We start from the raw sequence: 14,492 nt of genomic DNA, 5'->3' as shown, positions 1-14,492 counted from the left end.
TTGCGCGGGAAAAGCGGCCTTCGTGGTCAGTCGAACGGATAGGTGGCGCGGATGCGGAAGCCGCCGTCCTCGGTGCACTCGCTTTCGAACGTGCCGCCGAGCAGCTTCGCGCGTTCGGTGAGCCCCGCCAGCCCGTACCCTCCTCCGCGGGGGATCGCGGCGTTGCGTCGTGCCTGGGGCTTGTCGTTGCGCACCTCGACCGTCAGCGTGTCGCAGGTCGCGGACACCTGGACGTACGCGGTGGCGCCGGGCGCGTGCTTGCGGACGTTGGTGAGTCCTTCCTGCACCGTCCGGTAGGCGGCGGCGGAGATCGGCGCCGGGAGGTCCGCGGGCACGTTCTCCATGGTCAGCCGCACCGGAACCCCCGCGTACTGCACCAGCTCGTCGAGATCACGCAGATCCGCCTGCACGGCCATGTCGGCCCCCGACCGCAGCACACCCACGAGTCCTCGGAGTTCCTCCAGGGTGCGGGTGCTGAGGGTGCGGATCGTGTCGGCGGTCTCCTTGGCCTGGGTGTCGACCTTCGCCGCCGACAGCACTCCTGCCTGCATGGCGATGAGCGTGATGTCGTGGGACACGACGTCGTGCATCTCCCTCGCGAGCCGAGCCCGTTCCTCCGCGCGCACTGCCTGGGCGTGCAGTTGCCGTTCCCGATCGCGGCTCGCCGCGAGCTCCTCCAGCTTGGCGGCCAGTTCCCACCGCGCGGCGATCAGCAGGCCGATTGCGACGGGCATGCCCGCCACGATGACGCCGTACATCGCGTCGAGAACGTGGATGCGCCAGGTGAGGTCGAGGAAGTCGGAGACGGGCCAGAGGAAGAACCGGCAGAGCCACACCAGCGCCGCACCGACCCACGTGTGCCAGTGGAACTGCTTCCGCAGCGCGAGATAGCCCAACGCGAGCATGGCCGCCAACTGCGCCCACCCCGCGAAGAAGCCCGGAACGGCAAGCAGGACGGTGGTGAACGGCAGCCGGCGGCGGAGCAGGAGCGCCACACAGCTCGCCGCGGACAGATAGATCGGATACGACGGGGCTTCCTCAGGAATCACCAGCCACACGTCGAGTACCGCGACGGCGACGAAGAGGACATCCATCGCCACGGCGGTGAGGGCGGGATGTCTGGTCAGGATGCGCGACCGGAGTGACAGAGCGGGGGTGGTGTCCCGCGGCGGGTCGGCGGTCCCCGAGCCAGGACCGCCGACGGGGGCTCCGGCGAGGGAGACTCCCTGTGTGGTCATTGGTTGCGACCTCTCGATTGTGTGGACTCGACACTGAGAGGTTTCTGTGACTGGTCACGGAGCGCAACCCTTAGGCCGTGTGCGGTTGCAACTAAACGTGGAGAACCCACTATATCGGGTTACGTCCACGTTTCGTTTCACTCTGTGTGTGGCTTGAATCTCCTCGCCGCTGCACGATCGAGCAGCCACACGGTTCGTTGCTTGCCCCGCGCGCCCGCCACCGGGAGGCTCACCGGGTCGGCGCCCGCGAGGGCGAGGGAGACGGCCTCGGCCTTGGCCTCCCCGGCGGTCAGCAGCCACACCTCCTCGGCGGCGCGGATGGCGGGCAGCGTCAACGACAGTCGCGTCGGCGGCGGCTTCGGGCAGTCGCGGACGGGCACGACCGACGCCCGGTCCTCGCGCACCTCGGCGGTGTGCGGGAACAACGACGCCGTGTGGCCTTCTCCACCGAGCCCGAGCAGCAGCACGTCGAACGACGGCACCTGGGCGGCGCTGGTGGCCGTGTCGGCGGACCGTGCTGCCGCGGCGAGCACCTCGGCGTATCCGGCGGCCGCCGCGTCGGGATCGTCGCCGAAGGGCCCGTCCGACGCCGCCATGGCGTGCACGCGAGCCTCGTCCACGGGAACGTGGTCGAGCAAGGCCTCCCGTGCCTGCTTCTCGTTGCGCTCGGGGTCGTCGGCGGGCACGAACCGCTCGTCGCCCCAGAACACGTCGAGGGCGGACCAGTCCACGGCGTCACGGGCAGGACTGCGGCGCACCTGGTCGAGGACGGCGATGCCCGTGCCGCCACCGGTGAGCACGACGGACGCCGACCCCTTGCGCGCCTGCACGTCGGCGAGGGTGGCGATGAGTCGTGCCGCCGCGGCGGCGGCCAGCACGTCCGGGTCGGGGTGCACGACCACCGTCGGATCGGACTTCGTGGGATCGAACGCCGTGCTCATGCCTTGGCCTCCGCGTCGGTCGTGGCTTTCGCCTTCGTGGTGGCCGACGTCCGACCCGAGCGCTTGCTCGCGGCGGCCGTCTTCCTCCCCGAAGACGTCGTGCCGGTGGACTTGGCCTCGGTGGACTTGCCACTGGGGGACTTGCCTCCCGCGGACTTGCCGGCGCTCGACTTCGCCCCGGCGGCCCGGGTGGTGGTGGCCTTCGCCCTGGTGGGCTTGCGGGCTGCGGAGAATTTGGACAGCCCCCGCAACGCCGCCTCGTAGACCTCGTCCGGGTCGAGCCGGCGCAGTTCCTCGATCAGGCAGTCACGGTTGTCCCGCCGGTGCAGCGCGACGCGCCGCGTCGGCTGACCAGGCTGCGTGAGGGTGCCGGTCTTGCCGTCGGGGCGGTACAGCTCGATCGGGCCCGAGGGCCGGTCGAGCCGCACCGAAATGATGCCCTGCGCCTCGGACGTCTTGATCCGCTTCACCGGCACGTTGAGGTACTCGGCGAGCCAGCCCGCGAGCAACTCCGTCGACGGGGAGTCCGCCTCGCCCGTGACCGTCGCACCGGTGATCGGCTCGAACGGCGGGAGGTCGAGCGCCGCCACCAACTGGGCCCGCCAGTTCGTGAGCCGCGTCCACGCCAGGTCGGTGTCACCGTCCACGTAGGACTTGCTGCGGGTGGTCAGTGCGCGAATCGGGTTGGTCTCCGCCGCCGAGTCGGTGATGCGGCGTTGCGCGAGCTGGCCGAGCTGGTCCTTCGACGGTGCCTTCGGGCCCTTGCCGGGCCACCACGTGACGGTCGGGGTGTCCGGGAGCAGCAGCGGCACCACGGCACTGCGGCCCTGATTCGCGAGCGCCCCGTACAGGCGCAGCACGATGACGTCGCTCGCGCCCGCGTCCCCGCCCACGCGAATCTGTCCGTCGATCCGAGGAGCGGCGGAGCGAGCCCCCTTGGCCACCACGATCACCCGCGACGGGTGCTCCCGGCTCGCCTCGTTGGCGGCGTCGATGGCGTCCTCGAGCTGGTCGTCGTCCTCCGCGGCGATGACGAGCGTCAGCACCCGACCCAGCGCCACCGCGCCGCCGCGCTCACGGATCTCGACGAGTTTCTTGTTCAACTGCGACGTCGTGGTCGACGGCAGATCGATGATCATCGAAGTCTCCTGTGTTGATCCGCGCTCGCCGGACGGCGCACGGACATGCTCGGTGTCGTGCGGGACACCCTCCCCACTCGGGCTCGTGGTGCGAGCCGGAGCGTGGGCCTGACCAGGTCGGCGTCCGCGAGGGCCATGCCAGCCTCCCTCACGGACGCCTCCAGTTGCGTCCCGTGCGCTTCAGCATCGCCTCCGCCGACGGCGGCCCCCACGACCCCGGCTCGTACGGTTCCGGCGTGCCGAGCTTCGCCCAGTGATCCAGCACCGGGTCGAGGATCTGCCACGACAGCTCGACCTCCTCGTTGCCGGGGAACAGCGACGGTTCGCCCAGCAACACGTCGAGGATCAGCCGCTCGTAGGCCTCGGGCGAGCTCTCGGTGAACGCGTGCCCGTAGCCGAAGTCCATCGTGACGTCGCGGACCTCCATCGTGGTCCCCGGCACCTTGGAGCCGAAGCGCAACGTCACACCCTCGTCGGGCTGCACCCGGATCACCAGGGCGTTCTCGCCGAGCTCCTCGGTGGACGTCGAGTCGAACGGCAGGTGCGGGGCCCGCTTGAACACCACGGCCACCTCGGTGACCCGTCGGCCCAACCGCTTGCCCGTGCGCAGGTAGAACGGCACGCCCGCCCAACGCCGGTTGCGCACCTCCAGGGTCACGGCCGCGTAGGTCTCGGTGGTGGAGTCCTTCGAGAAACCCTGCTCCTGGTGCAGGCCCGGCACCTTCTTGCCGCCCTGCCAGCCCCCGGTGTACTGCCCGCGGGCCGTGGTCTCGTCGAACGGACCCACGGCCGTCGTCGCCCCCAGCACCTTCACCTTCTCGGCGCGCAGAGCCTTCGGGTCGAACGACACCGGCTCCTCCATCGCCGTGAGGGCGAGCAACTGCAGCAGATGGTTCTGGATGACGTCCCGCGCCGCACCGATGCCCTCGTAGTAGCCCGCACGTCCGCCGAGACCGATGTCCTCGGCCATCGTGATCTGCACGTGGTCGACGTAGTGCGCGTTCCAGATGGGCTCGAACAACTGGTTCGCGAACCGCAGCGCCAGGATGTTCTGGACCGTCTCCTTGCCGAGGTAGTGATCGATGCGGAACACCGCATCCTCGGGGAAGACGTCGTTGACGATGGCGTTCAGTTCCTTCGCACTGGCGAGGTCGTGGCCGAAGGGCTTCTCCACGACCACTCGCCGCCAGACGTCCTCACTGGACTCCGCGAGACCGCAGCGCGCGAGTTGCTTGGTCACGACGGGGAACGCCCACGGCGGTATCGAGAGGTAGAACGCGGTGTTGCCGCCGGTGCCGCGCTTCTCGCTCAACTCGGTGACGGTCGCGGCGAGCTCGTCGAACGCTGCGTCGTCGTCGAACGAGCCCTGGACGAACCGGATGCCCTCCGCCAGCCGTTCCCACACGGACTCGCGGAAGGGGGTGCGCGCGTGCTCGGCCACGGCGTCGTGCACCTGCTGGCCGAAGTCCTGGTGCTCCCACTCGCGGCGCGCGAACCCGATGAGGGAGAAGCCCGCGGGCAGCAGACCTCGGTTGGCGAGGTCGTAGATCGCGGGCATGAGCTTCTTCCGCGACAGGTCCCCGGTGACGCCGAAGATCACCAGACTCGACGGTCCGGCGATCCTCGGCAGCCGCTTGTCACGGGGATCCCGTAACGGGTTGGTCCAACCTTGCCTCATCGAGTGAGCTCCTGTACGGCTCGAACCACGTCCGCGAGACCGGCGGCCCGGTCGGTGAGGTGCAGCCGGAGCACGGGACTACCCGTGTCGGCCAGCACCTGTCCGTCCCCGAGGGCCTGGGCCAGTTGCAGCGTGCCCAGGGTGTACGGGCGGCCGGGCACCGGCAGGTCCGCCTCGACGGCACCGGTGATCTGCAGGAAGCTGCCGCCCCGGTGACCACCCTTGTGGTACTGACCAGTGGAATGCAGGAAGCGGGGGCCCCAGCCGAACGTCGTCTGTCGTCCCGAGCGCTTGGCGAGCTCACTGCGCAGCAGCGTGGCGGAGGCGTCGTCGAGCCGGTCGAGGTAGGCCTGCACGGCCAGATAACCGCCCTCGGCGACCCCGTCGACGAACTCCTGCAGCACCTGCGTGAGCGTGCCCGTGGCAGCCGTCGCGCCCACCGGCCCGTACACCTCGACCGCGCCGATCACGGCCGACGGTTCCTCGGTGCCCGAGAGGGCCTGCGGGTTGTCGAGCAGTGCGCGGGCGGCCTTCTTCGCGGCCTCCACGTCGGGCTGGTCGAACGGGTTGATGCCGAGCAGCCTGCCCACCACGGCCACCGCGTACTCCCACAGGAGGAACTGCGCGCCCAGCGGGCCGGAGGTGGCGATCGCCGCGCCTTCCACGGACGGCCCGACAGCCACGGGGGTGGCGTCGGTGCCCGCGTCGGCGAACCCGGGCGCGGTGGGCGATTCGACGACCACCGGCAGCAGGCCGGTGCCCTGCTTTCCGGTCGACTCGGCGATGAGCTGTTCGGCCCAGTCGCCGAAGCCCGCGATCCCCGAGCCCGTGTCGGCGAGCACCACCTTCTCGGCGCCACCCTCGTGTGCCGCACCGAGTGCGGCGGCCAGGCGCAGCGCCGGGTTGTCGGGCGAGTCCGAGGACAGCGCCTCGGCGGCCCCGGCGGCCTGATCGAGCAGGCGAGCGACGTCCGCGCCCGCCAGACCCGCGGGCACCAGCCCGAACGCCGTCAGCGCGGAGTAGCGGCCCCCGACGTGCGGGTCGGCCAGGAACACCTTGCGGTAGCCCTCCGCCTCGGCCAACTCCGCCAGAGGCGACCCCGGGTCGGTCACGACGACCATCCGCCGCGCCGGGTCGATCCCGGCGTCGGTGAACGCCTTCGCGAAGATGCGCCGGTGGCTGTCGGTCTCCACCGTGGTGCCGGACTTCGACGAGACCACGAGCACCGTGCGCTCCAGGTCGCCTTCGAGCGCGTCGGCGACCTGGCCCGCGTCGGTGGTGTCCAGCACGGTGAGGGCCACGCCCTCGGTTCCCGTGATCACCTCGGGGGCGAGCGATGAGCCACCCATGCCCGCGAGCACGACGCGGTCGATGCCCTCGGACCGCAGTTCCGTGCGCAGCGCCTCGATCTCGCCGATCAGCGGTCGGGAGCTCTTGTGCAGCGTGGTCCACGACAGGCGGATCGAGGCCTCCGGCTCGGCCTCGGCACCCCACAGCGTGGGGTCCTGTGCGGTGAGCGCGCTCGCCACCCGGTCGGCGACGAGCCGATCCAGCAGTGGACGTGCCGCCTCGGCGAGGGCGGCGTCGTCGAGGTCGACCGTCGTCCGTTCGGCCATCAGCCCTCCGCCTTCGCCGAGTCGAGCTGGCCGCGCACGGTGTCGAGCAGTTCGGCCCAGGACTTGTCGAACTTCTCCACGCCCTCGTCCTCCAGCGTGCGGAAGACGTCGCTGACGTCGATGCCCACGGCGGCGAGCCGGTCGAACACCTGCTGTGCTTCGGCGGCCGTGCCCGTCACGGTGTCGCCCGTGACCTCGGCGTGGTCGGCGACGGCGTCCAACGTCTTCTCCGGCATCGTGTTGACCGTGCCCGCCACGACGAGCTGGTCCACGTAGCGCGTGTCGGAGTAGTCCGGGTTCTTCACGCCGGTGGACGCCCACAGTGGACGCTGCGGCCGGGCCCCGGCCTCCTTGAGCGCCGCCCAGCGCTCGCTCGCGAACAGCTCCTCGTAGGCGGCGTAGGCGAGGCGGGCGTTGGCGATCGCGGCCTCACCGCGCAGGGCGAGGGCCTCGTCGGTGCCGATGGCCTCCAGACGCTTGTCCACCTCGGTGTCGACCCGGGAGACGAAGAACGACGCCACGGACTCGATCGCGGCCAGGTCGTGCCCGTTGGCCTTGGCCTGCTCCAGCCCGGTGAAGAACGCCTCGATGACGGCGCGGTAGCGCTCGACCGAGAAGATCAGGGTGACGTTGACGCTGATGCCGTCGGCGAGCGTGCGCGTGATCGCGGGCAGCCCCTGCTCGGTGGCCGGGATCTTGACGAAGATGTTGGGCCGGTCGACGGTCTTCCACAGTTCCTCGGCCTCGGCGACGGTCTTGTCCGTGTCGCGGGCCAGTCCCGGGTCCACCTCGATCGACACGCGGCCGTCCACCCCGCCCGTCGCGGTGTAGACGTCGCGGAAGAGGTCCGCGGCCTCGCGCACGTCGCTGGTGGTCAGCTCGCGGACGGCGGCGTGGACGTCCGCGCCGCGCGCGGCCAGTTCGCGGATCTGTTCGTCGTACGCCTCGCCCTTCGACAGGGCGCCGGCGAAGATCGTCGGGTTCGTGGTGACCCCGACGACGTGCTTGTCCCGCATGAGGTTCGCGAGGTTCCCGGAGCGCAGCCGCTCGCGCGACAGGTCGTCGAGCCAGATCGACACCCCTGCCTCGGACAGCTGGGCCAGCCTGTCGGTGTTGCCCATGACGTCATCCCTTCCCACGTATCGAGTCCTGGGGTGGAGGCGTCGCGTCGTGCCCACGACGCCCCCACCACCGGGTTGTGCGTACCGCGACGTCAGCTCTTGGCCAGCGAGCGGCGGGCCGCGGCCACCACGGCCTCGGCGGTGATCCCGAACTTCTCGTAGAGCGTCTTGTAGTCGGCCGAGGCACCGAAGTGCTCGATCGACACGATCTCGCCCGCGTCACCGACGAAGCGGTGCCACGGCTGCGCCACGCCCGCCTCCACGGCGACCCGAGCCTTCACGGTCGGCGGGATGACGGCGTCGCGGTAGGCGGCGTCCTGCTTGTCGAACCACTCGACACACGGCATCGAGACCACGCTGGTGGGCGTGCCCTCGGCCTCCAGCGTCTCGCGCGCCTCGACGGCGAGCTGCACCTCGGAACCCGTCGCGATCAGCACGACCTCGGGGGAACCGTTGGACGCCTCGGCCAGCACGTAACCGCCCTTGGCCACGCCCTCCGGGTCGGTGCCCTCCAGCACCGGCACGTTCTGGCGGGTCAGCGCGAGGCCGGTGGGGGCCTCGATGTCCTCCAGCGCTGCCTTCCACGCCGCGGCCGTCTCGTTCGCGTCGGCCGGACGCACCACGTTCAGACCGGGGATGGCACGCAGCGACGCGAGCTGCTCGATCGGCTGGTGCGTCGGGCCGTCCTCGCCGAGGCCGATGGAGTCGTGCGTCCAGACGTACACCACGGGAGCCTTCATCAGCGCGGCGAGCCGGACCGACGGCCGCATGTAGTCGCTGAAGATGAGGAAGGTCGCGCCGTAGGGGCGGGTCCCGCCGTGCAGGGCGATGCCGTTGAGGATCGCGCCCATCGCGTGCTCGCGGACACCGAAGTGCAGGTTCCGCCCGTAGGGGTGGGCGGTGAACATGCCCGTCGACGCGCTCTCCGGACCGAACGAGTCGGAGTTCTTGATGAGCGTGTTGTTGCTCTCGGCGAGGTCGGCCGAGCCGCCCCACAGCTCCGGCAGCACGTCGCCGATGGCGTTGAGCACCTCACCGGAGGCCTTGCGGGTCGCGATGCCCTTGGCGTCCGGCTCCCAGCTCGGCAGCTTCTCCTCCCAGCCCGCGGGCAGGGTCCGGGTGCGGAGGCGGTCGGCCAGCTCCTTGCGCTCCGGGTTGGCCTTCGCCCACTCGTCGAAGGCCTGCTGCCACTTCTCGCGCTCGGCCTTGGCGCGCTCGCCGACCTTGCGGGTGTGGGCCAGGACCTCGTCGTCGATGTGGAACGACACCTCGGGATCGAAGCCGAGGGCCTTCTTCACACCTGCGACCTCGTCGGCGCCGAGGGCGGCACCGTGGGCCTTGCCGGTGTTCATCTTCGTCGGCGCGGGGTAGCCGATCACGGTGCGCAGGAGGATGAACGACGGGCGCGTCGTCTCCGCCTTCGCGGCCTCGATGGCCTTCTCGAACGCGACGACGTCCTCACCGCCGTCGACCACCTGGACGTGCCAGCCGTACGCCTCGTAGCGCTTGGCGGTGTCCTCGGACAGTGCGATCGCCGTGTCGTCCTCGATGGAGATCTTGTTGTCGTCGTAGATGACGACGAGGTTGCCGAGTTCCTGCCGGCCCGCGATCGAGGACGCCTCGGAGGTGACACCCTCCTCGATGTCGCCGTCGGAGGCGATCACGTAGATGTGGTGGTCGAACGGGCTCTGCCCCTGCGGCGCGTCGGGGTCGAGCAGACCCCGCTCCCGCCGGGCCGCCATGGCCATGCCGACCGCGTTGGCGAGGCCCTGGCCCAGCGGACCGGTCGTGGTCTCCACGCCCGGCGTGTGGCGGTACTCGGGGTGTCCCGGCGTGGCCGAGCCCCACTTGCGGAGCTGCTTGATGTCCTCCATCTCCAGGCCGTAGCCGGCGAGGAAGAGCTGCAGGTACAGCGTGAGGCTGCTGTGCCCGGCGGACAGGACGAAGCGGTCCCTCGCGGGCCACTCCGGGTCGGCCGGATCGTGGCGCATGATGCGCTGGAACAGCGAGTAGGCCACCGGCGCCAGGCTCATGGCCGTGCCGGGGTGCCCGCTGCCGCAGTGTTCGACGGCGTCGGCCGCCAGAACACGGATCGTGTCCACCGCACGGGTGTCCAGATCCGACCAGTCTGCCGGGTAGTTCCGGCGCAACAGAGGGTTGTTATCCGAAGGGGCGATCTCCGACACTGACTCGGCTCCCTGAAGTCTCGCGCGTTGGTGTTCCTTGCCCGGTTACCCGATCGTCGTCGTCACAGACGATCTTAATCGATCCTGAACCCTGTGTGCTGCCATCTCACGGGACTGGCCTGCAGAAATTCGGGCATGGATCGAGGACATGTGCGACGTCGGCGGCGGTACCGGGAATACGTCGGCCAGCCTAGTCGACCGCCTCGGCGCGCCGGAGATCGTCGCCGGGCAGCGCGGGGCTCGTCGAGGCCGTGACCCTGCGGCGTCGGCGCGGGCGTGACGTGCGTCCCCCGCCCGGGTGCCGCCGGGCAGGTCGAACACGCGCTCTACTACGATCTGTCAAGGTATCGCGCCCAGCTCGGCGCGGGGACGAATTTCAAGGCACAGGGAGCGAAATGTCGTTGGTGAACGCTGCGCACGGGCGCAGTGAGCACACCAGCGCCGTGCATCCCACTGGCGAGTCGGAAGCTGGTGGCCGGCGGGGTCTGCGTGACGTCATCGGCGCGTACGCCGCGCTGGCCAAGCCCAGGGTCATCGAGCTGCTGCTCGTGACCACCATCCCCGCGATGTTCCTCGCGGGCCGCGAGATCCCGTCACCGTGGCTGGTCCTGGCCACGCTCGTCGGCGGAACGATGGCCGCGGGTAGCGCCAACGCGCTGAACTGCGTCATCGACGCCGACATCGACAAGGTGATGAACCGGACCAAGCGGCGACCGCTGGTGCGGGACTCCGTGCCGAGGCGCAACGCGCTCATCTTCGGTGTCGCGCTCGGGCTGGCGTCCTTCGGGCTGCTCTACGCGACGGTGAACCTGCTCGCCGCCGTCCTCGCGGTGGCCACGATCCTCTTCTACATCTTCGTCTACACGCTGCTGCTGAAGCGCAGGACGCCGCAGAACGTGGTCTGGGGCGGTGCGGCCGGGTGCATGCCGGTGGTCATCGGCTGGGCCGCGGTGACGGGCACGGTGGAGTGGCCCGCCTTCGTCATGTTCGGCGTGATCTTCTTCTGGACCCCGCCGCACACCTGGGCGCTCGCCATGCGGTACCGGGAGGACTACGAGCGGGCGGGCGTTCCGATGCTGCCCGTGGTGGCCACACCGAAGCACGTCGCCAAGCAGATCGTCGTGTACTCGTGGGTCATGGTGGGCTGGACGCTCCTGCTGGTGCCTGCCACCAGTTGGCTCTACACGGCCTTCGCGGTGCTCAGCGGTGCGTGGTTCCTCTTCTACGCCCACCGCCTCTACGCGGCCGTGGCCCGGGGCGAGAAGACGAAGCCCATGTCGCTGTTCCACCGGTCGAACACCTATCTGATGATCGTGTTCGTCGCCTTGGCCGTCGACTCGGCCATCGGGCTGCCGGTCATCGGACTGCCCTTCTGATTCCCCTTCCGGTCCCCGGATCGGGTGGGGCCGGGAATGGTCCGCGGACCGCGTTCGTTATCTCTGGGCTGTGTGAGTCCCTCGACCGCGAAAGTGGGCTGCTTGTGTCCGTGTCCCCGCAGCATCGGGAACCCGACAACACCATGACGTTCGACCCGCAGATCGACCCGTCGTCCGCACCGTCCGACGCCAAGAACACCGAGATCGCCGCCGAGCAGGCGTACGTCTCGACGTTGTACGCGCGGCTCGACGCCGAGCGGGAGCTGGCCGACCGCAGGCTCACCGAAGCCTTGCGCAGCACGGGCGGGACGCCGCAGGCCGACGCCGAGCGGGAGGCGGCCACCGCCACCTACAGCGACCGGCTGGCGCAGCTCAAGTCCGTGGAGCAGGGGCTGTGCTTCGGCAGGCTCGACTTCGCCGACAGGGCCGACCGGACCGACGACGACCCGACGATGTACATCGGGCGGGTCGGGTTGTTCGACGAGAGCGACGACTACCGGCCCCTGCTGATCGACTGGCGGGCACCCGCCGCGCGGCCCTTCTACCTCGCCACCGCTGCCTCCCCGCAGGGAGTGCGGCGGCGCAGGCACATCCGGTCGCTCAGCCGCCGCGTCGTGGGCATCGACGACGAGGTGCTCGACCTCGGCGCCGGTGAGCACACCGACCACCTCGGGCTGGCCGGCGAAGCGGCGTTGCTGGCCGCGCTGGAGCGTCGCCGCACCGGCGAGATGTCCGACATCGTCTCGACCATCCAGGCGGAGCAGGACCGCATCATCCGCGCCGACATGAACGGCGTGCTCGTGGTGCAGGGCGGGCCCGGGACGGGCAAGACCGCCGTGGCGCTGCACCGCGCGGCCTACCTGCTCTACACCTACCGCAGGCAACTCACCACGCGTGGTGTGCTCGTGGTCGGCCCCAACAGCACCTTCCTGCGCTACATCGGCCAGGTCCTGCCCTCGCTGGGGGAGACGGGCGTCCTGCTGGCCACGGTGGGCGAGCTCTTCCCCGGGCTCGCGGCCACGGGAACGGACACCCCGGAGGTCGCCGAGGTCAAGGGCAGGCTCGTCATGGCCGAGGTGCTCGCGCAGGCCGTGCGCGACCGCCAGATCGTGCCGGAGACCGTCCTGGAGGTGCAGGTCGAAGGCGGGGAGGTCCTCACGCTCGACCGGCGCACCTGCGAGCGGGCGCGGGCGAAGGCACGTGAGACGCAGCGACCCCACAACGTGGCGCGTCGCGTGTTCGTCGACCGACTGCTCGACGCGCTGGCCGACCAGGCGGTGCGCAAGCTGGAGTCCGACGTCCTGGACGACCTGCCCGAGGTGCCGCTGGCGGACGACGAGGTCGACAGCGGCCCCATGCTCGACGCCCGTGATCTCGCGACGGTGCGCCAGGAGCTCGCCGAGGACTCCGCGGTGCAGGCGGCGTTGCAGAGCCTGTGGCCGAAGCTCACCCCGCAGGAGCTGCTGAGCGACTTGCTGACAGACGCCGACCGCCTTGCCTCGGCCGCCCGCGACCTCCTCACCGAGCGGGAATGGCGCAGTCTGCTGCGTCGCCCCGGTGCGCTGTGGACGCCCGCCGACGTGCCCCTGCTCGACGAACTCGCCGAGCTGCTGGGGGAGGACGACACGGAGGCACGCGCCCGTCGGGAACGGCAGCGTCGTGAGGAGCGGGCCTACGCGGAGGGCGTGCTGCACGTCCTGGAACAGGACGACGAGATCATCGACGAGGAGGTCGTGCGGGTGCGCGACGTCCTCGACGCGGAGTTGCTCGCCGAACGGCAGGAGGCGCGCAGCGACCTCACTGCCGCGCAGCGCGCCGCGCTCGACCGCTCCTGGACGTTCGGTCACGTGATCGTCGACGAGGCCCAGGAGCTGTCCGAGATGGACTGGCGGCTGCTCATGCGCCGTTGCCCGAGCCGGTCGATGACGCTCGTGGGGGACGTCTCGCAGACCGGATCGGCCGCGGGCACGTCGTCGTGGGAGCGGGTGCTGCGCCCGTACGTGGGGGACCGGTGGCGGCTGCGGGAACTCACCGTGAACTACCGCACACCGGCGGAGATCATGGAACTCGCCTCCCGCGTGCTGGCCGAACTCGACACCGGCCTGTCCGCGCCCACGTCGGTCCGGGAGTCCGGGACGCGTCCCTGGCGGCGGTCCAGTTCCGACGACTCGCTCACGGCCGACTTGCGGCGCTGGGTCGCCGAGGAGTTGGAGGAACTCACCGCCGACCGGGGCGGCGGCACTCTGGCCGTGTTGTGTCCGGAGTCGAAGGAAGCCGAGCTGGAGGCGGATCTCGCCGAGATCCAGCAGGCAGCGGGCACGGACGACACCGGTGACAACCCGCGCGTGTCGGTGCTCACGGTGAGCCGGTCGAAGGGCCTGGAGTTCGACTCGGTGATCGTGGTCGACCCCGAGGGCGTCGTGGCCGAGTCGCCCCGGGGACTCAACGACGTCTACGTGGCGCTGACGCGTGCCACGCAGCGGCTCGGCATCGTCCACACGACGACGCCGATGCCCGCACTCTCAGGCGAGCAAAGCGCCTTGTCGGCGGCCGGATAGGGTGTCAACCATGCGCAACGCTGGCAAGATCATCACCGTGGCGGCCGTCGCCGCGGCGCTCGCGGCGTGTTCGCCGCCGAACGAGCAGCCCTCGGACCTGCCTCCGGGGGCCGATCCCACGCCGTCGGAGCAGGCGGCGCAGCCCACGCAGGGCACGCAGCAGCCCCCGACGCAGGGTGAGCAGGACGGTCAGGGTGAGCCCTGCACGGCCGAGGACATCGAGGTCACGCAGTCCGCCGAGGGCGAGGGCTACGAGGTCACCATCCCGAAGGACTGCGCCGAGCCGACCGAGCTGCTGACCCGCGACCTGCAGCCCGGCTCCGGTCCGGCCGCCGCCGAGGGCGACCAGCTCGACCTCGACTACTCGATCGTCGCGTGGTCCGACGGCGAGGTGAAGGAGAGCTCCTTCGGCACGCTCGGCACGCTGAGCGTCCAGCTCGGCGAGCAGCAGGCGGGCTTCGAGGGCTGGAACGAGGCGTTGCAGGGAGCCAAGCAGGGCACGCAACGGTTGATCGTCGTGCCCGAGACCATGGGCTTCGCCCAGGACAGCGACAACCCGCTCAACGGCGAGACCCTCGTGGTGGTCGCCGAGGTCGTGGACATCGCACCGCAGCAGTGACGAGCCGGCGTCGTGAGTGG

General features: G+C 70.5%; 10 protein-coding genes. 3 read left to right on the top strand and 7 right to left on the bottom strand.

Going from position 1 to position 14,492, the window contains the following annotated elements; genetic code table 11:
* Positions 1-26 precede the first annotated feature (26 nt).
* The 7 genes from JAV51_RS08360 to tkt all read right to left on the bottom strand — a co-directional run bounded on the left by JAV51_RS08360 (position 27) and on the right by tkt (position 9,919).
* On the bottom strand, positions 27-1,238 hold the full coding sequence (locus tag JAV51_RS08360; protein WP_197320079.1) for a sensor histidine kinase: 1,212 nt from the start codon (positions 1,236-1,238) through the stop codon (positions 27-29).
* A 137-nt stretch (positions 1,239-1,375) separates the two neighbouring features.
* Complete coding sequence (pgl, locus tag JAV51_RS08355; protein ID WP_197320078.1) at positions 1,376-2,179, bottom strand: 6-phosphogluconolactonase; 804 nt, start codon at positions 2,177-2,179, stop codon at positions 1,376-1,378.
* Complete coding sequence (gene opcA, locus JAV51_RS08350; protein ID WP_197320077.1) at positions 2,176-3,318, bottom strand: glucose-6-phosphate dehydrogenase assembly protein OpcA; 1,143 nt, start codon at positions 3,316-3,318, stop codon at positions 2,176-2,178. Before opcA ends, pgl begins: the two co-directional genes overlap by 4 nt.
* Positions 3,319-3,466: 148 nt before the next feature.
* A complete protein-coding gene (gene zwf, locus JAV51_RS08345; RefSeq protein WP_197320076.1) occupies positions 3,467-4,996 on the bottom strand; it encodes a glucose-6-phosphate dehydrogenase in 1,530 nt (509 codons plus the stop codon).
* Positions 4,993-6,612 (bottom strand): glucose-6-phosphate isomerase, encoded by a 1,620-nt coding sequence (locus JAV51_RS08340; protein WP_197320075.1) that lies wholly within the window; start codon positions 6,610-6,612, stop codon positions 4,993-4,995. The genes zwf and JAV51_RS08340 overlap by 4 nt, the downstream gene beginning before the upstream one ends.
* Complete coding sequence (gene tal / locus JAV51_RS08335; protein ID WP_197320074.1) at positions 6,612-7,733, bottom strand: transaldolase; 1,122 nt, start codon at positions 7,731-7,733, stop codon at positions 6,612-6,614. Before tal ends, JAV51_RS08340 begins: the two co-directional genes overlap by 1 nt.
* Before the next feature lie 92 nt (positions 7,734-7,825).
* Entirely contained in the window at positions 7,826-9,919 is a 2,094-nt protein-coding gene (tkt, locus tag JAV51_RS08330) for a transketolase (protein WP_197320073.1), read from the bottom strand.
* A gap of 395 nt (positions 9,920-10,314) precedes the next feature.
* On the opposite strand from tkt, the gene JAV51_RS08325 reads away from it, so the two are divergent.
* The 3 genes from JAV51_RS08325 (at position 10,315) to JAV51_RS08315 (ending at position 14,472) form a co-directional block, all read left to right on the top strand.
* Entirely contained in the window at positions 10,315-11,295 is a 981-nt protein-coding gene (locus tag JAV51_RS08325) for a heme o synthase (protein ID WP_197320072.1), read from the top strand.
* A 143-nt stretch (positions 11,296-11,438) separates the two neighbouring features.
* The gene (locus JAV51_RS08320) at positions 11,439-13,853 is read left to right on the top strand and encodes an ATP-binding domain-containing protein (protein ID WP_197320132.1); all 2,415 of its coding nucleotides are present in this window, start codon (positions 11,439-11,441) and stop codon (positions 13,851-13,853) included.
* Positions 13,854-13,863: 10 nt separating this feature from the next.
* On the top strand, positions 13,864-14,472 hold the full coding sequence (locus tag JAV51_RS08315; RefSeq protein WP_197320071.1) for an FKBP-type peptidyl-prolyl cis-trans isomerase: 609 nt from the start codon (positions 13,864-13,866) through the stop codon (positions 14,470-14,472).
* The last annotated feature ends 20 nt before the right edge of the window (positions 14,473-14,492 follow it).

This window comes from Saccharomonospora sp. NB11 (genome assembly GCF_015910535.1).
In the GTDB taxonomy this organism is placed as follows: Bacteria; Actinomycetota; Actinomycetes; order Mycobacteriales; family Pseudonocardiaceae; genus Saccharomonospora.
The sequence above is the reverse complement of the archived record's forward strand: the minus strand, read 5'-3'. Positions and strand labels throughout refer to the sequence as shown.

Bases quoted from the DNA above. Each gene is read 5' to 3' on its own strand.
- JAV51_RS08360 (WP_197320079.1), bottom strand. From the start codon at position 1,238: ATGACCACACAGGGAGTCTCCCTCGCCGGAGCCCCCGTCGGCGGTCCT.
- JAV51_RS08325 (WP_197320072.1), top strand. From the start codon at position 10,315: ATGTCGTTGGTGAACGCTGCGCACGGGCGCAGTGAGCACACCAGCGCC.
- tal (WP_197320074.1), bottom strand. From the start codon at position 7,733: ATGGGCAACACCGACAGGCTGGCCCAGCTGTCCGAGGCAGGGGTGTCG.
- JAV51_RS08340 (WP_197320075.1), bottom strand. From the start codon at position 6,612: ATGGCCGAACGGACGACGGTCGACCTCGACGACGCCGCCCTCGCCGAG.
- pgl (WP_197320078.1), bottom strand. From the start codon at position 2,179: ATGAGCACGGCGTTCGATCCCACGAAGTCCGATCCGACGGTGGTCGTG.
- JAV51_RS08320 (WP_197320132.1), top strand. From the start codon at position 11,439: ATGACGTTCGACCCGCAGATCGACCCGTCGTCCGCACCGTCCGACGCC.
- JAV51_RS08315 (WP_197320071.1), top strand. From the start codon at position 13,864: ATGCGCAACGCTGGCAAGATCATCACCGTGGCGGCCGTCGCCGCGGCG.
- zwf (WP_197320076.1), bottom strand. From the start codon at position 4,996: ATGAGGCAAGGTTGGACCAACCCGTTACGGGATCCCCGTGACAAGCGG.
- opcA (WP_197320077.1), bottom strand. From the start codon at position 3,318: ATGATCATCGATCTGCCGTCGACCACGACGTCGCAGTTGAACAAGAAA.